Origin of the sequence: Paenibacillus alkalitolerans (genome assembly GCF_016482785.1) — a bacterium.
Taxonomy (GTDB): Bacteria; Bacillota; Bacilli; order Paenibacillales; family YIM-B00363; genus Paenibacillus_AE; species Paenibacillus_AE alkalitolerans.
In genome coordinates this window covers 97496-118890 of the sequence record NZ_JAEMXM010000010.1, presented here as the reverse complement: position 1 = coordinate 118890, position 21395 = coordinate 97496, and the positions used below count along the sequence as shown (strand labels likewise).

Genomic DNA, 21395 nt, shown 5'->3' with positions numbered 1-21395 from the left:
AGCCAGTTACTTCTTGTTCTTCCCCAGAATGGCGTTTGCTTCCGACCTGAACTGCTTCGCCGCTTCCTCCGGGGTAATTTTCTTAAATTCCAATTGCTCTACGGCCGAGGTAAGCGCCGCGAACACTTCGCCTGCGCCGACCGGCTCCGGAGGATCCATCGGAGTGCTGTTGTTCTCGGCCCATGCCACATAATCGAATACTTGAATCTGTTGGGGCGTCAGGAGCGGCTTGAGCGCTTCTTTGACGACGGAGGAGCCCGGAACGCCGCGGTCGCCCATGATCAGCTTGTTTGCTTCCACGTCGTTCAGGAAGAAGCTGATGAATTTGGCCGCTTCTTCTTTATGTTTGGAGCTTTTCGCTACCGAGAAATACATGCCCGGATTGATGAACATGCCTTGTTTCATGTTCGGTCCCGGCATATTGAACAAGGCAAGCTCGCGCTTGGCGACGGACTGAAGGCCGATAAACTGGTTTGACCATTGCCAGATGCCGATCGCCGTACCTTTGACCACCGGGTCGTCGTCCAAGCCTTTAATTTGCGCTCTGGCATCGGGCGTCATAAGCGCGCCTTCGTGAACGAGCCTCGACAAGCGCCCGAAATGATCGACGAACAAGGCGTCGTCATCATACCCGAGCTGCGTGCCGTCCGCGCTGAACAATGTTTTGCCATGGGTGCGAAGATAGTACGAGAAGAACACTTCCGGCCTCATGCCGGTATCCATAAAGAGTCCCGCCGCTTTGGCTTTTCGGGCGATATCCTCATAATCGCTCCAGGTCCAATTCGGATCCAGGGCTTCGACTCCGGCTTTCTTCAACAGCGCCGGGTCATACTGAAAAGCGAGACTCGTTACGCCAAGGCTCATTCCCCACAGCTTGTCGCCTAGACGGCCGCCATCCACGACTGCCGGACTGATGTTGGATATGTCGATGCTCTTGCCCAGGTACGGCGTCAAATCCTCAAGCTGACCCTTCTCTCCATACTGCGCCAGATACGACAAGCCCATCTGAAGGATGTCGGGCAGTTCGCCCGCCGCCGCTTGCGGCGCAAGCTTCTTCCAATAATCGTCCCAGCTGGCGTATTCCGGTTCGATTTTCACATGAGGGTTTTGCTGTTCGTACATTTTGATGACTTTCAGCGTGTAGTCGTGTCTGGGCTGGTTTCCCCACCAGGTCATCCGTAGGGTAATGTTTTCTTTCTCCCCGTCAGAAGCGGCAGCCGTTGTCGATGTCGTGGCTGACGTTTCCTTTGTTCCGCCGCCGCTTCCGTTTACATTTCCGTTCCCGCTGCCGCATGCAGCCAGAGAGAAAGCGAGGCTTAACGCTAAAACCGGCGACAACCATTTCTTCATGCGGTTTGTGCTCCCCTTTCAAATAGTATTACGTCTATGTAGTGCGGTTACAAGCCTCATTATAAAGAGGAGGGCAGTGGAGGAGAACGCAATAATCCGACTTCTTGGTCCGAAAAACCGATTAACTTCGTCAGGGGGTTCGTATAAATTCGGAAGGGGTGAAGCCCGTGTATTTTTTGAATGCATAGCTGAAATATTTGGGATTATCCCCGAAACCGAGCGTGTCCGCCAGTTCGAATACTTTCACGTCGTCCATTTGGCCGATCAGCTCGATCGCTTTCTCCATTCTGGCTTTCATGACGTAGTTGGAAAATTTTTCGCCGGTCTCCTTTTTGAACAATTTCCCCAAGTAATCGGCATTCATGTACAGCATTTCTTCGGCTACCCATTGCAAAGACAGCATCGGATTTCCGAGGTTGTCCCGGATAATGCCCAGCACTTTGCCGACGATGGCGGAGTGTTTGCTCCGGTTTGCCTCAAAGACGGCGGAAGCGAGCCCCAGGGCTGCCGACATGACGAACTCTTTCAGCGATTGGATCGTATCCAGGCCGGCCAATCGCGCTATGTCATTCATCAGAACATTCAGCCGCTGCGGACTGCATTGGCGGACCATGGCCAAATAGAGGGTCATGACATACGACTTAGCCAGTTCCGCATCCATTCTTATCCCGGCAAGCGATTCGAACAGGTCGTCGATTTCTTTCCGAACGTCCTCCACGCGGCCCGATTTAATCAGCAAGCAAAGCTTCTCCTCGTCATATTGAAACAGTTCTCCGCTTTGCCTGGTTAACGCGCCGATGTCCCGTTTGGTGATTAAGCCGCCTTCGCCCAAATAAAACCGGTAGTTCAAGCATTCCAGCGTCTCCCCGTACATGCTTCTCGCTTCGGTGATGTCGCCGCTCCCGCTTAAGGCGATCGTTACATCGGATTTGTAAAATTGCCGGAAAGTGCATCGGATTTGCCCGATCGTCCCGAGCAAAGACTTCTCCTCTTGCCGGTCCCCGATGAGCAGAAGGACCCGGTCTCCGATTGTCGTGCTAAGCAGAAGCGGCGGTTTGCCCAAAATATCCTCGGCAATATTGGTCAGAGCAAATAAATGTTCGTATTCGAAATTTCCCTCCGGTTGAAACAGCGCCAGCCTGACCTTTTCATTGTCCGGAGGGATGTTGAACAAGCTTCTGTAGGTTTCCCAGTCGCTTTTGCCATATGTTTTATTGGTAACGAGCTCCTTCAGGAATTGCTCCTTGGCATGGGGCAGCACTTTCAGAAGTCCGGCATGGATGCGCTCCACAAACCGCGCGCCGTTCTCGCTCCGTTTCCGTTCCTCCACGGCTTCGTTTAAAGCCTGTCCGATAGCCTGCGCGCTGCAGGGCTTTAAGAGGTAATGTTTGACCCCGAACTGCATGGCCTTCTGAGCATATTCGAACTCGTTGAACCCCGAAAGCATGATGAAGAGGATGTTCGGGTATTGTTCCTTCGTCTTCTCAACCAACCGCAATCCGTCCATCCCCGGCATCCGAATATCGCTGATAACAATGTCCGGACGCTCTCTCCCGATTCGTTCGAAAGCCTCGATTCCGTTGCGCGCGGTGCCGGCCAAGCGGGTCCCGTGAGCTTCCCAATCGACAATGCGGGAAATTCCGTCCAAAATAATCTTTTCGTTATCAACCAGCAGCACTTTGTACAAAATGGTTGCCTCCTTGTGCGGTTATCAGCGTACCCTCACGGACAACCTTCGGTTGCCTCCTTTAACCGGAAGCGACAGCCGGATGCGGGTGCCTGACCCGAAGCCGCTTTCCACCGTCAATCCGTATGATTCGCCGAACATCAGCCTTATTCGTTCGTCAATATTCCGCAAGCCGATTCCCGAGCCCCGGGGTCTGATCTCACCGGAATAGAGCTTCTCCAGCAGCATCGGATCCGTTCCCGGACCATTATCGTCGACCGTCACGAGAAGGCGGCCATCTTCGATCACGGCACGGACGCGGATCAGGCATGTTTCCATCATCTCCTCCAAGGCGTAGTTCACGGAATTTTCCACAATCGGCTGCAAAGACAACTTTGGAATGAGGCAGCCGGCGGCCGGCTCCGGGACGGCCAGCTCGTATTCCAGCTGGTCTTCGAACCGGATTTTTTGAATCGTCAAATAGCTTCTAACAATTTCGATTTCTTCGCGGACGGTAATAAGCGGCTCTTTCAAGCTGATGGAGCTGCGCAGCAGGTGACCGAGGGACAGCGCGACGCGCGATATGTTCGCATGGCCTTCCGTTTGCGCCATCCAGTTGATCGTCTCCAGCGTGTTGTATAGAAAATGCGGATTGATTTGCGCCTGCAGCGCTTTAAACTCCGTTTCTTTGATACTGAGTTGTTTTACATAATTTTCTTGTATCAATTCATGGATTCGCGCGATCATCATCCGAAACGTCCGGTGCAGCAGTCCCACCTCATCCATATGACCGGACACTGGAGGCAATCCGCCGGGCTCGATGCTTTCAAGGCCGCCTTTATGAAGCGCTTTCATTTGGGCGGTGAACGATTGTATCGGCTTCGTTATGCTCCGGGCAAAACCCATTCCGGTGACGGCCGCCGCGGCGAAGGTGACGAGAAAGCCGGCAATCAGCATCTTCTTCATATACACAACTTTATCGAAGATGGAGTTGTACGGGACGATGTTGTAATAGGTCCATCCTGTATAGGGGGAGCGGATGTAGGAAATAAATACGTGTTTTCCGTTCGAATTTGCGATGTCGTAGCCCGTTTGCCGATCGGAAGTTGCTGCCGCTGAAGGGATCGTCTGCGCCGGCGGGTTGTCCGGAATGATGGCGTCGCGGCCCGACATGATCCGAAGCCCGCCGCCGGCCGCATCGGAGCCTGCCGCCAAGTCGTCTAACAGCTTTCGCAAATTGATGCGGATGATCAAGGTTCCGATCGGAGTCAGGCTTAGTCCTTCATACGAGCGGATTTCCCGCGCCATAATAACGGCTGAGTCGTTCTCGTCAGGGTAAAACCAACGGACCCTCCCTTCGGCAAGATGCGTTTCCGCCCTGATATTCTCCAGCTTGCCGTCCGGAATCGAAATGTTGTTGCCGGCGGCAAAGCTTTCCTTGTTCAAGGAATCGATCAAATGCAAAGACATCACGTAATGTTCCGAAGTGATGTGCCGGACAAGCGTATTTTTGAGCGCGGCGCGGTTTTGGAAATTTTCATAGTCCGCGTTCCCTTCCCGGATGGCCAGAAGCGTGCTTTGGATTTCGCCGTTGGACAAAATACCGAAAGACATCCGCTGGATCTTCCGCAGTTCGGCTTCAATCGCCGTGGAGGACAAATTCAGCAGCTGCGACGATTTTTCGTACAGCTGCCTGTCGTATATCGAGTAAACGTAATAGAGCGCGCTGAACGTTATGGTTAAGCCGGAGAGCATCACAAGCGACAGGAATAGAAACAGCTTCGACTTGATATCCATGTTTCGATACGTCCGCAGCATCATATTCGGAAGCATATTCACCATTGCAAGATCCCTCATTTCTAGGTAGAAACATCCCATATAACCACATAAGCGTCAAGGGAAAAATCCGGCCGTATCGTTCAAAAATCAGTGAGAATTCGGTCCTTCTTGACATTGCTACGATTTCGAACTAAAATAGGTTTTATAATTACTACGAACTCGTACTAAAAAGGAGTGGCGGCATGCAGGAGCTATACGATCTCTTTCTCAAGACCGGATTGCGGCCGTTCGCTTTCATGTCCGACACGCTGCACCTCGAACAAAATGTGACGCGCTCCGATCTGTCAACGCTGCTTATTTTGCTCTTCCGGGGAGATTTGCCGATGTCGGAGCTGGCGGCCGAGATGGGAGCTCCTTTAAGTTCTATGACAAGCATCGCTAAACGGCTTGAACGTAAAGGCTATATCGCCAGGGCTGCATCCGTGCAAGACCAGCGGGTTAAACTTGTCACGTTGACACAGGAAGGACGGCAGCTGGCGAAACAATGCGAGCAAATCATAATGGCCATGTTGAGCAGGCTGGAGGCGGCGTTTACGCCGGAAGAAATGGAGCAATTCACGACACTCCTGTTTAAGGCGGCCAGAGTTTTTCAAGACGGAGGAGCCATAACGCTCAAGGAGACAAAGTCCCGTCCGATGAAGATTAAGATTGAGGAATGACCGGTTTGAGCCGGATTTTTTTGAACATTTACTACGAAATCGTACTAAAGAGGAGCGAGCGGAATGAGAATTATTATTTTCACGGGAAAAGGCGGCGTCGGAAAGACAAGTGTGGCGGCGGCGACGGCGGTGAAGATGGCGAAACAAGGGAAACGGACTCTCGTTCTCAGCACCGATGCGGCGCACAGTTTGGCGGATTCCTTGGCCGTACCCGTCGGGCCGGATCCGGTCCGGATTTCCGAAAATTTATGGGGGCAGGAGGTGAACAGCCTCCGGGAAACGGAGCGCAACTGGGGAACCGTTCAAGGCTGGCTGTCGAAGCTGCTTGACAAAGCGCAGTTGAAAGATATCACGACGGAAGAAATGCTGGTATTTCCCGGTATGGAGGAACTGTTCAGTTTATTGAAGATTAAGGAGCATGCTCAAAGCGGACATTACGACGTGCTTGTGGTCGATTGCGCGCCGACCGGTGAAACGCTGCGGCTGCTCAGTTACCCGAACGTATTGAATTGGTGGCTGGAAAAAATTTTTCCGACCGAGCGCAGACTGATCAAGCTCGTCCGGCCGGTCGCCAGGCTTGCAAACAAAATAGAGCTTCCTTCGGATGACGTGCTGGACAGCATCGAGCGTTTCGCGCGGGGGTTGGAGGAAATGCAGCGGATCGTTCTGAATCCGGAGATCACGTCGGTGAGGATCGTGTTGAATCCCGAGAAGATGGTGCTTGCGGAAGCCAAACGCTCCTTCACCTATTTGAACTTGTTCGGGTTCAACACCGATGCGATCATCGTAAACCGGGTGCTGCCGGACGAGGCGGGACAGGGGTTTTTCGCTGGCTGGCGCGACATTCAAAAGAAGTATGAGGAAGAGATCGTAACAAACTTCCATCCGCTGCCGATTTTGAAAGCTCCAATGATGAAAGAGGAAGTTACCGGGCTTCCCGTACTTGATAGATTTGCCGATATCATATATGGAACCGGTGATCCTTCCGATATGTTTTATCGCGGCATAACGGAATCGATCCGGGAGGAGGGGGAGGAAATGGTGTTGGAGCTTGCGATACCTTTCGCCGATAAGGCTGTTCTGGATTTAACGCAGACGGGGGACGAATTGACAGTGGCTGCGGGCGCCTACAAACGGAAGGTCATTTTGCCAAGACCGCTGATCGGCCGGAAGGTTGCGGGCGCGAGGTATGCGGATGACAGGCTTATGATCCGTTTCGGCAAAAGGAATTTATCTGAACTGGAAAGCGGGGAAGACCAATGAGAGGTACCGGGCTGGGCATGGAGCGGATGCTTGAAAATTTAGCTGCTGCGGAACGCTTTCTAGCGCACCTGGAACGGAGAGAAACCAAATCGCATGTGAAAAACGCACTTAAGGAGTGGTTGCTCGCGTCCCGGTCGGTCATCGACAGTGTCATTGATACGTTAGAGGAGGAGCAAACCGCACCGTCTGCCCGAAAAATCGATATTTCGTAAGAGTGCCGGGAATGAGGCAAGCGAGAGGAGAGGAAACGGTATGGTGAGAGGGATCAAACGCCGCGCAGGGTTATTTCTTATGCTGACAGGGTGGCTTCATACGGCCGTGGGGCTGATTCTTTACAGGAAGCAGCTTCAGGAAATCTTGGCAGACGGCTTATGGAACACTGCGCCAGAGGGAGAATGGGAGGCTATGACGGTGTTCTGGTTTATGATGTTCGGATTTATGTTGATATACCTCGGTTACACGGCGGACTGGTTGTTGAAAAAGAAGGGCATTGCACCTCCGCCCGCATTCGGTTGGATACTCCTTGCGATATGTTTGGCCGGTGTTGTCGTTATGCCTGTTTCGGGTTTCTGGCTTGTCCTTCCGCAGGCCTGGATTTTATTGCGCAACTGAGTTTATCTACACACCAAGAAAAACTTCCGCTTAATGACTAACCTAAAGCTCGAACTGAAAAGACGCCGTCAGGCGTTTTTCTTAACGATAAAGAATTTATAAGTTTTCTGCTTCAGCAGGAAATGAGTCAATTCTTTACCAAGAAAAACTTCCTCTTACTCGCGGTCGCTCATCCTTGAATGTACTTCGATAGAAGTTTTTCTTACTTTCGGACGGCGACTGGACAATCCATCTAAATTTACAGCAAAAATATCGTTAGTACAGGCAGTTTTTTTATTTGATAATGAACAAGAATCCAAAAATCAGTGAAAGGAGCGGCCATTCTTGCAGTTCATTATTTTGAGAGGGGAAATGTGCATGAAGAAAAAGTTATCGGCGACAGCATTGACATTGACGCTTGTTATGCTTTGCAGCCTCTTTCCTTTAACCGCTTTTGCAGGAGAGTACAAGAACGACAAAAACCCGGCTGATCTCGATATGATTTTCATTGGCGCCCATCCGGATGATGAAGCGGGCGGACTTTCCACTTACGGTCAATGGATCGAACAATATCAATTTAAAATGGGTATTGTGACCGTCACTCGGGGCGAAGGCGGAGGAAATGCCGTCGGACCCGAAGAGGGTGCGGATTTGGGGATTTTGAGGGAGAGGGAGGAGCGGGATGCCGTTTCGATCGCGGGGATAACACAAGTTTTTAATCTGGATAAAGTTGATTTTTACTATAATGTGAGCGCTCCCCTGACCGAACAGGTTTGGGAGCATGATTCGACGCTTGAAAAAGTAGTGCGTACAATTCGGATCACTCAGCCCGAAATTATTTTTACGATGAATCCGTCCCCGACTCCCGGCAATCACGGACATCATCAATATGCGGCCCGGATGGCGGTGGAAGCATTCTACGCTGCTGCGGATCCTGCCAAGTTTCCGCAACAGCTGACCGAAGAAGGCTTACAGACGTGGGCGGCGAAAAAGCTCGTCTACCGTGGAGCCGCGGGCACGGGTACTAATTCCGGAGCCGCTTGCGAGACTACATTCGTACCGGCGGAGCCGACGGACAAGGTTTACAGCGTTTGGAGCGGAAGAATGTCGGAGAAGCAAGGCAAGACATGGGCCCAGCTCGAGCGCGAAGCGCAAAGAAAGTACGCGTCGCAAGGCTGGGCGGTTTTCGCCGACGTGCCGGCGAATCCGAATGAGTTAGGGTGCGATCGCTTTACCGAGTTCGACAGCCGCGTTCCGGTAACCGATAATAATCTGCAATCGACGGCGCTGTTGGAAGGCGCGCTTCTTTCCGGCCCGGGAAGCTTGGCTCTTGGCACGGAGCTGTTCGTGACAACGTCGGATTACAGCATTGCCCCGGGCGAGAAATTTACGGTCGACGTTGAAATTACGAATAACAGCCAGGACATATTGAAGGATGCCGTGCTGGCGCTTGAATTGCCTGCAGGCTTGCAGGCTGACGGCGGCTCGCAAACCTCAATTAAGAAGCTTGCCAAAGGGGAGACGGAGAAAATCAGCTTTAACGTGACAGCATCCGCAGCGTTGGAAGCGAAGAGGTACCGTCTTAAAGCCAAATTAACGGCTGACGGCAAAGAAGGTTATTCAAGCCATGTGATCGCAGGCGTGCCGGAGGTTCAATCGACCCTTGCGCCATTGCCTCATGTGAAAGAGTACCAACAATGGACTGCGGCAAACGGTGTTCAACACTTGGACAATCTGATTAAGCCCGTATTCTCGATCGGAGTCGGCGAAACAAAGTCGGTTCGGATTGTCGTAACGAACAACAGCGGCGAGCTTCAAAACAGTGAGGTGTCCTTGCAATTGCCGGAGGGCTTCGAAGCGGTTCAGTCCAAGTTGGCTTTGAATCTGCCAGCCAATGAAACGAGTACGGCCGAATTCTCGGTCAAAAATTCCGACACATCCTTGAAAACTTCCAATCAAGGCGGCGCGAACGGGGATTACAACTTTACGGTTACGACCGAAACAAATAATACGTCCGTCGTTCAACAAGCAGCCATCAACCTGGTTCCCGTTACTGAAATTTCTCAGGCAGCATCCGAGCCTGCCGTTGACGGGTACGTTTCCGGACACGAGTACCACGATCATGAATTGGACTTAAGCCGTGTATGGGAAGGCCAAGCGCCCTCGTCCGCCGAAGACGGTTCAGGCCATGCCAAAGTGAGCTGGTACAATGACGCGTTGTACTTCTATGTAAAGGTGAAAGACGATACGCTTGGCGCCGTGCTGTCCCAAGCGGATGCCAAACGCCACTGGAGAACCGATTCCGTTGAAATCGCGATCGATCCGCGCGGAAATTCTGAAAACACGTCGTCCACATTTAAAGTCGGCATTTTCCCTACTACGTCCGAGGGCAAGCCTGCCGCTTACCGGGATGCGGACAATCATCAAGGTCCGATTGATATTACCGCCAAGGGAATGGAAATAGCATCTCAAATCGATACAAGCGATTATTCCGGGTATACGATTGAGGCGAAGATTCCGTTCTCCGCGCTTCCGGCGGCCGTGGACCCTCGGATGATGGCCTTCAATATTTTCATCTATGATTCAGATACGCAAGACAAGACAGGGCAAACGCGGCTTGGCTGGTCGACATGGGGAGGCGTGCAGGGCGATCCGTACCGTTGGGGCCGAGGCTATGTGAAAGAATACGAACCGGACGGTTCACTGCCTGCAACGCCTATACCGCCCATCATTCCATTGAATGTCGCGAGAAGTACGCTCTCACCCCAGTCGATCCTGCAATCCTCTTTGAACGACGTGCCATTGGCGAGCGGTCAGGCGGCGGATAAGAACAGCCTGCAAATAGCGGGCAAGCCTAAACTGTTGAATGACGGCAAACTGCAAGTAACGCTTATAGCCCAGGATGACGGCGAAGCGAACTTGTTCATATGGTCGAACAATCAAACTGTCGATAAGCGTACGGTCAGCTTGAAAGCAAAGCAAAGGGTTGAAGTAACGTTAACATATCCGAGTTCCAAACAATCGATCGGTGATGTTCTGCTAATTTCATATGAGACGGACGAAGGCAAAACATTGAGTCTATCGCATTGGCTACGGAAATAAGCAGGTTGCGGCAGAACAAAGAGGTTGTGCGGTCGGCGTCGCACAACCTCTGAATTCTCCTCAATACTTTTTGCAACACTAGACAACTGTGTTATCTAGTGAGGCATGCGGTCGCGCAAGCCGGACTTCTAATGCTTCTTAAGATTATAGTAATACTTCGGCAGCTTCCGGTACTTATTCGGACTTACGCCTATCAGCTTTTTAAAGGTCCAATGGAAATGGGTCACATTGTTATACCCCACTTGAAAGGCGATCTCCGTGACCCTCGTATCGGTATGCAACAGGAGCTCCTTCGCCTTCCAAATACGCTTGAAAGATATGAACTCCATTACCGTAAAACCGGTGTTTCGTTTGAACTCCCGGCTCAGGTAGGAGGGGTTGACGCACAGATGCTCGGCAATGGGTTTCAAATGTATATCCTCGTGATAATGCACATTGATGTAGTCCATCGCTTGTTTCGTAACTTCTTTGAACCGGATGCCGTGCCACGATTCAACCCCGTTGTACCGCTTATTATTCGCGTATGCGCGGTTCAACTCAACGAGCAGCCACTGCAGCAGAGAGCCCACGATGCGAAGCGAGAAGCCGTCCTCGCGCGCATACTCCTCCATCATAAGATCAAAGCACATCCTAAGCTTGCAGTCCAACGGCCCGGAACATTTCAATTGATGCGAGAAGTTATCCGACCGTTCATAAAAGATGGAGAGCGGATTGAATCCGTCGTCGAGGTTGAAGAACGTCGTCAATTGCGGATCGAACATCAGCACCAGCACTTCGAACGCTTCATTGTCTATCAGTTGGCTGCGATGAAGCTCTTGATTTCCGATGACGAACAAGTCCCCCGGCTCAAAGATGTAGACCTTATCCTCGATATAATATTTGCCTCTTCCCGATCTCACGTAAAAAATCTCCAGAGGCTTATGCCATTCAAAGGGCATATGCCATTCGCCTTCATTCCGGTTGATGAAGATTTGAAAGTCATAAAAACTTCTAAACGTTTGCAGTGATTCCGGCAGATTTTTCACAATCTTTCACTACCTTTCGTTTAGCCTTTAATGGCGCCGTTAGTCAATCCTTCAATGACCTGCCTTTGCAATAAAATAAAAATTGTAACGATCGGAATAATGCTCATGATAATAGCAGCAAACATTGCGGAGAAGTCGGCGCTGAATTGCGCTTTGAACAAGCTGATTCCGACTTGGAGCGTTCGTACGGACTGGTCGCTCGTGAGCAGCAGCGCATATAAGAATTCATTCCAGCAAAACAGAAATTGAAAGATGCCTGCGGTTGCGAGTCCCGGCCGGATCAGAGGGAGCAAGATTCGCCAGAATGTATGATAGAACCCTGAGCCGTCGATTTGCGCCGATTCGAACAGTTCTTTGGGCAGTGTGCTTACGAAACCGTAAACGATCAGCAGCGTTAAAGGCATCCCGACCGCAGAGTATGTCGTAATAAGCGACATCTTCGTGTTGAGTATGTTCAGGTTGGATGCAATCAAAAAATAGGGAACCATCAAGGAGTTAATAGGCAAAAATATGCCCGTAATAATGACCGCATAGATGATTTTGCCGATTTTGCCGCCCAAATGAACGGCATAAGCAGCCATTGAGGAAAACAATAACGTGCAAGCGACAGAGACGGTGGAAATGGTTATCGTATTGATAAACAATTGTCCCAAGTTCGCTGATTGAAACGCTTTAATATAATTTGAAAAGCGCCAAACGGCAGGCAGCGAGAACGGAGATCGCATTAGCTCCGCGTTCGTCTTCAGCGACCCGACGATGACCCACAGCAGCGGGAGGATGGTCACACAAAAGAAAAACAGGATAACCGCATAAGCGGGAATCGATTTAATCCTTGGCATCTTTGTCACCGGCCTCAAGCTTCTTTCTCGTTGAACAAGGTTCGAACGAGCAGTACCATCAAGCTGCCCATAGCGATCAGCATGACAGCTAACGTGTTGGCATAGCCATACTGGTAAGAAGCCATTTTATTGTATATGTGCAGCGAAAGCACCATCGTCTGATCAACGGGTCCTCCGCCGGTCAACAGGAACGGAGCTTCGAAGTTCTTGAGCGTATCCGTCAACGACAGCAACACCGCCGTGGCAAATGCCGGTTTAATGAGCGGGATGGTAATATGCCAGGCTTGTTTGACGGCGGTCGCGCCGTCAATTTGGCTGGATTCGTATAACGAGGCATCAATTGTAGAGATGTACGCCATAAAGATAATCATGTAAAAGCCGATGTAAAAAATCCAATGAGCGATGAGAGCCGGAAACGCCGTATTCATCTCGCCGAGCCAGTTGTGCTGCCACGATGATAAGCCGATTGCTGTGAGCAGTCTGTTAAGCAAGCCGAATTCCCCGTTGTAAATAAATTGCCACAACATGGCGAGGGCAAGCGTCGAGATCAAATTCGGGATGAAGAAGAGGGTGCGGAAAAACTTCCAGCCTCGAATTTTCCTGGACAGTATCATGGCGACAAGTGCGGCCATGGGGATGTGGATGCAGATGGAGGCAGCACCCCATAGCACGGTGTTGATCATCGCTTTAGTGAAGGTGCCGTCCGAAAACAGCAGCCTGTAGTTGCGAAGCCCCACAAATTCCATAGGCGTTATGGAATCCCACTTCATAACGCTTGTATACAGTAAAAAACCGACGGGATAGACGAAATAGACTAAAAAAATGACCGAGACAGGTATTAGAAAAAGAAAGATGCCGATACGCTGATGTTTAACTTTAATCATAATTCGGAACACCGCCAATTATTGTTGGCTCGCTTTGACAACGCGCTCCACGAATTGTTCAGGGGTATACTCGCCAAGCACCAGTCCGGACAATGCCGCGGGAAACTCGGTTTTTACACCGGAGCTTACCATGCCTTCGAAGTAGTTGTACGTTTGAGGCGCTTCATTGACCTTAGCCAAAATATCTTGCGTAATCCGGTCGACATTATCGGTCTCCGCCAGCTCATAGTTGGTCGAATTGAAAATTTCGCCGCTTTGAAGGAAGATTTGTTTCGCGTTTTCCGGACTTATAAAATATTCGATAAACTTGGCCGCGAATTCCTCTTTTTTAGGGTCATCCTGTTTTTTTGCGGCCATGGTCCATCCTAGACCGGATACAAGCGCTCCTTCTATCCCGAGTCCGCTCGGCTGTCCGGGAGATGCGGCAACGCCGATTTTCGCAGGCAGTGCTTCGTTATGCTGCTGGAATTCGGAGATCATCCATGGGCCGTTAACCGTTATTGCGGCCTTTTCGTTCAGGAAGTGCGCTGCGTACTGCTGATAAGTGGCGCCAACAGCGTCTTTGGGAGTAAATTCGAACAGCTTTTTCAAAATTTCGGCGCCTTTGACGAACGCAGGGTCGTTCAATCCGGCTTGGTACACGTCAGGACCGCCAACGCTCGAAACGATATAGGAATAGAGCAGCATGGCGCTCCATGCGTTCTCTCCGGTCCCCATCGCAAAGGCGTTGATACCCTTGCTTTTCAACGCTTCCGCCGCATTGATTAAATCGTCCCACGTCTTCGGGAACTCTGTAATCCCTGCCTGCGCGAACAGGTCTTTATTATAGAAGAAAGGAGTGATCATCTGATCGAGCGGAACGGCCAAAACTTTTCCCTCATATGTACCCGCCGCGAGCACTTCCTCTCCGAAGTTCGCCTTCAATGAATCGCCGACGATAGGGGCGAGATCGAGCAAACGTCCGGATTTATAGTACAATTCGGACTCCACGGGATTATAGTAAAACGTAAAGATATCCGGAAGCTGGTTGGAAGCGAGATTGGTTTTCATCTTTGTCTGATAAACGTCGTCGTCCGGAATCGGATCAATGACGACTTTGGCTTGTCCCTCATATTTGGCATTGAAATCATTTACGATTTTTTGCACAATATCCGTTTTGCCGTCTTCACCGACCCAGAAGGTAGGAAAACTAAGCTCTACGGGTTCGCCGCCTGCGGATTTCGAATCCGATGAACACGCTTGCAAGAACAGTGCTGTGAACAGTATGATTGCCAAGGATGCCGGCAAACAAAATCTGCAGCTTCTTTTCATTCGGTATAACCTCCCTAATAATTATTAAATATCTTGCAAAGCATCAACCACATGTTGTTCCAAAGGAGCGCCGCTGTATCCTCCGATCGACTGAACGCACCTGCTGCCGCAGTAATTCGCTATGATCAGGCATTGTTCGATTGGCTTTCCGTTCAGCCAGCCGTATAGAAATCCGCCGATGAAGCAGTCTCCGGCGCCGGTCAAATCGATCGAATCGGCGGGAAAACCTGCAGCATGAAAGATTTGGCCCTGGAATTTCGCTATGGCGCCTTCCTTGCCCAATTTGACTACTGCAAGAGGCGTCATCTCGGCGAGCAGCTCGAGAGCTTCATAAGGGTCTTGCTTGCCGGTAATCGTCTGAGCTTCTTTCAAATTCGGAAGAAAAATGTCCGACTGGCGAATTTGGTTGCGAATTCCTTCGGATTTCAGCCATTCTTCGTCCCACACCGCGTCCAAGCTGACCGTGCGGTTGTTGTTCTTGGCCTCCCGAATAAACTCGGAATAGTCTCTCTGGGCCGAGAAGTGGTACACCCCCGCATCGCAGTTTCGGATAACGGATAACAGGTGAGATTTAAAATCATCGGAAACTTTGCCGGAATCTCCGTACGAAACCATGGCGCGGTCATCCTGATGGTTTAACGATACGGTTACTTGAGGATAAGGTCCGGGAAACTTTTTGGCCAAGGCGGTGGATACGCCTTCCTCCAACATCTTCGATTCGATGATATCTCCCCAGAGATCCGAACCGTATGCGGTTACAAGCCCGACATGTTTGCCGAGCCGGGAGAGCGATGCGGCGGAATTCATCATTCCTCCGACGGTGAGCAGCAGCCCCTTGGCCCATATTTCTTCTCCGGGCTTCGGCATAGAAGGCAGTTCGTTGAAAATAATATCGCAGCAGGCGGCTCCTACCAAGATTGAGTCGAATTTAGGCATGATTGGTATCCTCGCTTTAATGAAATTGCGGTAAATACGGTTTGTGCCGCTCTAGGTAATCGTCGACGATTTTCTTTGCAAGCGAATGGGAACCGACGAGCGGATGAACCGTTAACGCCATGATCGCGTCGTCATAAGAACCGCTCACAGCCGCGGAGACGGTATATCGCTCGTACTGTTTGACCGATTGGACCAGCCCCTTCACATGTTCGGGCATTTCTCCGACCGCCAGCGGTGTGGGGCCGTTTCCGTCCAACACGCAGGGAACCTCGACGATATCATCCTCTTGAAGAAAATCGATAATTCCTTTATTTTTTACATTCAAAATCAGATTCGTCTTTCTGTTATTAATGATTGCTGCCAGGATGGACATCGCGAGTCCCGCGTAGCCTTCGTTTTCGAACATATCCTTGTCAGGATGTGCGCCTGAATGCGGCTTGCTCCCGGTTTCCGCGGACATGTAGCTGTTTTGCCTCTCCATCATTGCGACGGTGTATGCGTGCATCACCTGTTCGATATCGTCTTTTGCAAGCATTTCTTTAAGCCGGGCGATCAAAGCCGAATTGATCTGCAAGATTTGTTCGCCGCGCGTTTGTTTACTCCCTAGAATATTCTCTACCGCTTGCTCCCGATAGTAAAAATAATAGAGATATTCGTTGGGCAGCATGTTCAACCGCTTAATCAGAGAAGGGGAGAAGCTCGCCATATGCGGGCATACTTCCGCAAACCGTTCATAATCGTTCACAATATCCGGCAGCCGGTCTTTGCCGTTTACCCGCACTTCGCTGATCCAGCCCAAGTGATTCAAACCCGCATAATTGATATGAATGGAGTCCGCGGGCTCATTCAGATATTTCGCGATGTCCAGCTTCATGGCTGAGGGGGCGTCGCATATTCCGATGATTTTCAGACCGGTGTATTTCGTCAGCGCCTCCGTAATCAATCCGGCTGGATTTGTGAAATTGACTACCCAAGAGGAGGGGGCATATGTTTCAATTACGCGGGCATATTCGAGCATGACGGGAATTGTCCGCAGCGCCATGGCGAAACCGCCCGGTCCGGTCGTCTCTTGCCCCAGAACGCCATAGCTTAACGGCACCCGTTCATCGATCGTTCTTCCTTCTTCTCCGCCGACACGGATGGCCGTGTAAATGAAATCCGCATCTCTAACGGCCTGCACGAGATCGGTCGTAAACTCAACCTTGAACGGCGCTCCTTGTTTGTCGGCCAAATACCTGACGATCGATCCGATCACTTCGATCCGCTCAAAGGAAACGTCGTGGACAGCCAACAGCTTAATTGGAATTTCCTTATGCCGCCGAATCAAATCGTTGATCATCGCAGGTGTGCGAACGCTCCCACCTCCAATAACGGTCAGTTTCAATTTGCCTCACTCCCTGTTCATTCTGTAGCATCAATATAATGTATAAAGAAGAGCTATTACTAACGAAATTATGGTTAGAAATTTAGATATTTTTACTTTTCAGGCCGATCTCACAACATAATTTCGAACAGACGGAAGTCATTGCATCGTTGAAAAAAGGACTGTCCGTATCTCATGCGCCGTGCACCGGCACAAGAAATATGAGACAGTCCCGAAAGCAGCTGTTGCTTCTATCCGTAATCTCCGACTTATTGGCAGTCTTTGGGTTGCGATAAGATATGGAGGTTTGCATCGGAATGCGCTGCGGACATTTTTAAATGTTCTTTTCCCCACTGTTCGAGCAAATCTAGTACCGGTATAAGACTTTTCCCGTGTGAAGTCAACGTGTACTCAACTTTTGGAGGAATCTCAGGATATACCGCCCTCCTTACCAGGCCGTTATTTTCCAATTCCCGCAAGTGCTTGGTGAGCATCTTTTGGGTAAGTCCGGGAATCAGCTTTGGAAATTCGCAAAATCGGACGGCCCCTTTTCTTAAATGACATAGAATCAGCATGCTCCATTTGCCTCCGATAATGTTCAGCGTAACGTAAGCGGCATAATCGTGGACTCCTTTTTTCATTACTCTCGCCTCCTCTTTATAACTTACCTTTTGGAAACTACCGCGAAAAAAAGTGCCTACTTAACAAAGATCAGTTCATGGGATACTTTAATAAACAACAACAAGGCTAAGGCAAATGCAGTGAATTGAATCATCATTTTACACAAAATTATCGTTAAGCGAAACGGGAGGCATCTCATGGGTAGGAAAGTATTGGTTACAGGGGCGACCGGCTATATCGGAGGGTCAGTAGCAGTAAAGTTGGAACAGGCGGGATATCATGTAACAGGGCTGACAAGGACGGTTGCCGGGGCAGAGAAGCTAAAGGAACTGGGAATTTCGCCGTATCTCGGTACGTTAGACGATTACGAGTCGTTGATTCGGGCGGCGAATGAAGCCGATATAATTATCAATGCCGCCGATTCGGATCATATTTTCGCGGTTTCAACCATACTGTCCGCTTTGGAAGGAACCGGGAAGATTTTCATTCACACCAGCGGTTCCAGCGTTGTTGGAGATAAGGCCGCGGGGAAAATCAGCAGTTTGGTCTTCCATGAAGAAACCATCGAACCTCGGCTTGAAAAATTAGCGCGCGTCACTATTGACCGGACGGTCGTTTCTTCAGCCAATCGCGGCGTACATTCCGTTGTCATTTGCCCTACTTTGATTTATGGAGAAGGTCATGGTATCCATAAGGATAGCATACAAGTTCCATGGTTGATCGATCTGGCGCTGGAACACGGTGCGGCCCTTCATATTGGCAAGGGAGAGAATGTCTGGTCGAACGTTCATATCGATGACCTGGTAGAGCTCTATTTATTAGCTCTGGAGAAAGCGCAGGCCGGTTCATTCTTTTTTGCGGAGAACGGTGAAGCGTCCATGAAAAGTGTTTGCGAGTCGATTAATCGAGCATTTGCACTTGGTCTTAAGACGAAGACGATGAGTTTGGATGAAGCGATTAGGCGATGGGGGCCTGAAGCCGCTCATTTTGCCTTCGGGTCCAATAGCCGTGTGAGTTCAACAAAAGCGCGGAGAATGCTGGATTGGAAACCTAAAGGCATTTCGTTGTTAGATGAGATCGAGAACGGGTACTACAAAAATAAATATAAGCGCGAATAATTCGCATGAACAAAAATCGGTGTCTCTCCCACGAACTTGAATTCGGCTGCAAAAAGGTTCAAAATGAAGATATTATTTTTTGACGGAACCTGCTTACATGGTGGTCGGCGGGGACGCAATATAGAATAGGGGGAACCGTCAGTGGAAATAGGTGTGAGCACCTTTGTGGAGACGACGCCGGACGTTCGGACCGGCGAGGTGATAAGCCATGCGCAGCGGTTGCGCGAGGTAGTGGAGGAGATTGTTCTTGCAGATCGGGTAGGATTGGATGTGTACGGTGTGGGGGAGCATCACCGCAAAGATTTTGCGGCGTCTTCTCCTGCGGTCGTGCTGGCCGCCGCCGCATCGCAGACGACAAGGATAAGGCTGACAAGCGCGGTCACGGTGCTTTCTTCGGCAGACCCGGTGCGCGTGTTTCAAGATTTCGCCACGCTCGACGGGATCTCGAACGGGCGTGCGGAAATCATGGCGGGCCGGGGTTCTTTTATCGAATCGTTTCCGCTGTTCGGATATGATTTGAAAGATTATGACGAGCTGTTCGACGAGAAGCTGGAATTGCTGCTTAAATTACGCGAGTCCGAGAAAGTGGCATGGAGAGGCGGACACCGGCCGGCAATCGATAATTTGGGCGTGTATCCGCGTCCGGTTCAGAATCCGTTGCCGGTGTGGATCGGCAGCGGCGGCAATTCGGAATCGGTAATCCGGGCGGGTCTGCTTGGACTGCCGCTCGTTCTCGCGATTATCGGAGGCAGTCCGCTGCAGTTCGCGCCGCTTGTGAAGCTTTATAAGAGAGCGGCAGCCCGCGCGGGCCATGACGTTTCGAAGCTGCCGGTCGGTTCTCACTCGCACGGGTTCATCGCGGAGGACAGCGAAGCGGCGGCCGATATGTTTTTCCCCTCCACTCAGCAAGTCATGAATGTGATCGGACGGGAGCGGGGATGGGGGCATTACGACCGCTCAAGCTACGACGCCGCGCGCAGCTTTGAAGGAGCGCTGTATGTAGGCGATCCGGAGACGGTTGCCCGGAAAATCATTCATCTGCGCAAGAACGTGGGCATAACGCGCTTTATGCTGCATGTGCCGCTTGGCACGATGCCGCACGAAGATGTGATGAGGGCGGTAGAACTGTTGGGAACTGAGGTTGCTCCTAGGGTTCGTGAAGAAATATCGGAATGGGAAGACAGGGGCGAGGCGGAGCAATAGAAGTTGCTGCCTTCCGGCAAAGTTCGGTTGAACCGTCATGAAAGCCGGATTTGAGCGTTGTAACCGAAAAACGAGCAGGGGCTGCCCAAAAGTCATCCGAAGATGACAGAGGGACAGCCCCTTTTAAACAAGAATCAATTTTCTCTCGCAGTCCACATCGCTTCCATTTGCTCCAGGGATCTGCCCTTCGTTTCAGGAACGGATCGCCACGTGAAGAAGAAAGTGAACAAAGCGGCCGCGCCGAAAACCCAGAATGTGCTTGCCGGGCCTGCAGAGCTTAAGAGGGGCGGGAATGCTTGCGATACGACATAATCGCCGGCCCACAGCGCCATCGATGCGATGGCGACGGCTTTCCCGCGAACATGGTTTGGGAAAATTTCCGACAGCATCACCCATACGACAGGTCCGAGCGATATCGCAAAGGCCGCCACATACACAAGAATTACGATTAGAACAAGCGGACCGGACGTAAGTCCCATCTTGAATGCTATTCCTATGATTGCCAGGCACAGGGTCATCAGAGCAGAGCCTGTGAGCAGCAGAGCTTTGCGTCCCACTCTGTCGATGAGCCACACGGCCAAGATCGTGAACAGGAAATTAATCAAACCGATCCAAATCGTCTGCTGCAGTGAGGCGTCGGTGCCCGCTCCCATTTCCTTAAAGATGACGGGCGCGTAGTACATAATCGCATTAATGCCGGATACATGCTGAAGCAGGGCCAGCATGACGCCGACAAACATGGCGATTCGAATGCCCGGGGAGAACAATTGCTTTAACGATCCGCTTTCCTTTTCCTGCTTGAACGACTCTTTAATTTCCAGCACTTCCTGCTTCGCCAACTCTTCTCCATGGATCTTCAACAAGATCGGCAAAGCTTGATCAGGCCTGTTTTGTTTAATGAGCCATCTGGGGCTTTCCGGAATAAAAAACAACAAAAGCATGAACAAGATACCGGGCACCGCTCCGACGCCGAACATCCAGCGCCATGCGGAGGAAACGTCCCAAGCGTCGTCTCCGAATCCGGCGATCCACAAATTCAAGAAATAAACGAGAAAGATACCCGTAACGATGGCCAGCTGATTAAGAGCCACCAGCCGGCCCCGGTATTTGGCGGGAGCAATTTCGGCATTATACATCGGACAGATGGCGGAAGTGATTCCGATGCCAATGCCGCCGATGATGCGGAAGATAATATAGCCTGTGAATGTTTCCGGGGTTGCGGTGCCGATCGAGCCGATAACGAACAGGAGCGCCGCAGCCGTCAGCACTTTTTTCCGGCCGAATTTTTCGCTCATACTCCCCGAGATCGCCGCGCCTATAACGCAGCCTACAATGATGCTGGATACGGCCCAGCCGATCTGCACATTATTCAGCACAAAATGCTGCTCCATAAAAACGATCGCACCCGAGACGACCGCAATATCAAATCCGAATAATATTCCTCCCAAAGCCGCTGCGATAGATACAAGCGTTACAAACAGCATGTTGGGTTTTTCCGCTTGCAGAGATGCTGCCTTAGCCGTAGTAACCCTGTTGGCAACCACTGTCATTGTTCAAGTCTCCCTTCCTTCACTTCAGACCGGTCTGCCGGTTCTCATGTTGGATTATATCATCGGGGCCCGGGC

General features: G+C 50.9%; 18 protein-coding genes. 7 read left to right on the top strand and 11 right to left on the bottom strand.

The features are described from left to right. Window positions 1–6 precede the first annotated feature (6 nt). The 3 genes from JET16_RS16605 to JET16_RS16595 form a co-directional block, all read right to left on the bottom strand. Window positions 7–1350 (bottom strand): ABC transporter substrate-binding protein, encoded by a 1344-nt coding sequence (locus JET16_RS16605; RefSeq protein ID WP_199617617.1) that lies wholly within the window; start codon window positions 1348–1350, stop codon window positions 7–9. Window positions 1351–1480: 130 nt separating this feature from the next. Next, window positions 1481–3028: a response regulator transcription factor gene (locus JET16_RS16600; RefSeq protein ID WP_325176711.1), complete on the bottom strand. Its 1548-nt coding sequence runs from the start codon at window positions 3026–3028 to the stop codon at window positions 1481–1483. A 33-nt stretch (window positions 3029–3061) separates the two neighbouring features. Continuing rightward, complete coding sequence (locus JET16_RS16595; RefSeq protein ID WP_199617614.1) at window positions 3062–4858, bottom strand: cache domain-containing sensor histidine kinase; 1797 nt, start codon at window positions 4856–4858, stop codon at window positions 3062–3064. Between the two features lie 179 nt (window positions 4859–5037). On the opposite strand from JET16_RS16595, the gene JET16_RS16590 reads away from it, so the two are divergent. From JET16_RS16590 to JET16_RS16570, 5 genes are all read left to right on the top strand, one after another. Continuing rightward, window positions 5038–5514: a MarR family winged helix-turn-helix transcriptional regulator gene (locus JET16_RS16590; protein ID WP_199617612.1), complete on the top strand. Its 477-nt coding sequence runs from the start codon at window positions 5038–5040 to the stop codon at window positions 5512–5514. A gap of 63 nt (window positions 5515–5577) precedes the next feature. Then, on the top strand, window positions 5578–6777 hold the full coding sequence (locus JET16_RS16585; RefSeq protein WP_199617610.1) for an ArsA family ATPase: 1200 nt from the start codon (window positions 5578–5580) through the stop codon (window positions 6775–6777). Further along, the gene (locus tag JET16_RS16580) at window positions 6774–6989 is read left to right on the top strand and encodes a hypothetical protein (RefSeq protein ID WP_199617608.1); all 216 of its coding nucleotides are present in this window, start codon (window positions 6774–6776) and stop codon (window positions 6987–6989) included. The genes JET16_RS16585 and JET16_RS16580 overlap by 4 nt, the downstream gene beginning before the upstream one ends. A gap of 40 nt (window positions 6990–7029) precedes the next feature. After that, a complete protein-coding gene (locus JET16_RS16575; protein WP_199617606.1) occupies window positions 7030–7389 on the top strand; it encodes a DUF6463 family protein in 360 nt (119 codons plus the stop codon). 357 nt (window positions 7390–7746) lie between these two features. Next, window positions 7747–10470 carry a sugar-binding protein gene (locus JET16_RS16570; RefSeq protein WP_199617605.1) on the top strand — a complete coding sequence of 908 codons (2724 nt, stop codon included), beginning with the start codon at window positions 7747–7749 and terminating at the stop codon, window positions 10468–10470. Window positions 10471–10598: 128 nt separating this feature from the next. On the opposite strand, the gene JET16_RS16565 is transcribed toward JET16_RS16570, so the two are convergent. From JET16_RS16565 to JET16_RS16535, 7 genes are all read right to left on the bottom strand, one after another. Next, window positions 10599–11495: an AraC family transcriptional regulator gene (locus JET16_RS16565; RefSeq protein ID WP_325176708.1), complete on the bottom strand. Its 897-nt coding sequence runs from the start codon at window positions 11493–11495 to the stop codon at window positions 10599–10601. A 20-nt stretch (window positions 11496–11515) separates the two neighbouring features. Beyond that, the gene (locus JET16_RS16560) at window positions 11516–12334 is read right to left on the bottom strand and encodes a carbohydrate ABC transporter permease (protein ID WP_199617603.1); all 819 of its coding nucleotides are present in this window, start codon (window positions 12332–12334) and stop codon (window positions 11516–11518) included. Between the two features lie 14 nt (window positions 12335–12348). After that, a complete protein-coding gene (locus tag JET16_RS16555; protein WP_199617602.1) occupies window positions 12349–13218 on the bottom strand; it encodes a carbohydrate ABC transporter permease in 870 nt (289 codons plus the stop codon). Between the two features lie 18 nt (window positions 13219–13236). Next, window positions 13237–14529, bottom strand: a complete 1293-nt coding sequence (locus JET16_RS16550) for an ABC transporter substrate-binding protein (RefSeq protein ID WP_199617601.1) — start codon at window positions 14527–14529, stop codon at window positions 13237–13239. A 24-nt stretch (window positions 14530–14553) separates the two neighbouring features. Then, window positions 14554–15465 carry a carbohydrate kinase family protein gene (locus tag JET16_RS16545; protein WP_199617599.1) on the bottom strand — a complete coding sequence of 304 codons (912 nt, stop codon included), beginning with the start codon at window positions 15463–15465 and terminating at the stop codon, window positions 14554–14556. Between the two features lie 16 nt (window positions 15466–15481). Continuing rightward, window positions 15482–16849: a 6-phospho-beta-glucosidase gene (locus JET16_RS16540; protein WP_199617597.1), complete on the bottom strand. Its 1368-nt coding sequence runs from the start codon at window positions 16847–16849 to the stop codon at window positions 15482–15484. A 248-nt stretch (window positions 16850–17097) separates the two neighbouring features. Further along, window positions 17098–17469: a winged helix-turn-helix transcriptional regulator gene (locus tag JET16_RS16535; RefSeq protein WP_199617595.1), complete on the bottom strand. Its 372-nt coding sequence runs from the start codon at window positions 17467–17469 to the stop codon at window positions 17098–17100. A gap of 177 nt (window positions 17470–17646) precedes the next feature. Here JET16_RS16535 and JET16_RS16530 point away from each other — a divergent pair, with 177 nt between their 5' ends. Both JET16_RS16530 and JET16_RS16525 read left to right on the top strand, forming a co-directional pair. Further along, complete coding sequence (locus tag JET16_RS16530) at window positions 17647–18567, top strand: NAD-dependent epimerase/dehydratase family protein (RefSeq protein ID WP_199617593.1); 921 nt, start codon at window positions 17647–17649, stop codon at window positions 18565–18567. A 141-nt stretch (window positions 18568–18708) separates the two neighbouring features. Beyond that, window positions 18709–19770 carry an LLM class flavin-dependent oxidoreductase gene (locus JET16_RS16525; RefSeq protein WP_199617592.1) on the top strand — a complete coding sequence of 354 codons (1062 nt, stop codon included), beginning with the start codon at window positions 18709–18711 and terminating at the stop codon, window positions 19768–19770. Window positions 19771–19904: 134 nt separating this feature from the next. Here JET16_RS16525 and JET16_RS16520 read toward each other — a convergent pair whose 3' ends face one another. Beyond that, window positions 19905–21320, bottom strand: coding sequence for a sugar porter family MFS transporter (locus JET16_RS16520; RefSeq protein ID WP_199617591.1), 1416 nt, complete (start codon window positions 21318–21320; stop codon window positions 19905–19907). Window positions 21321–21395: the final 75 nt, after the last annotated feature.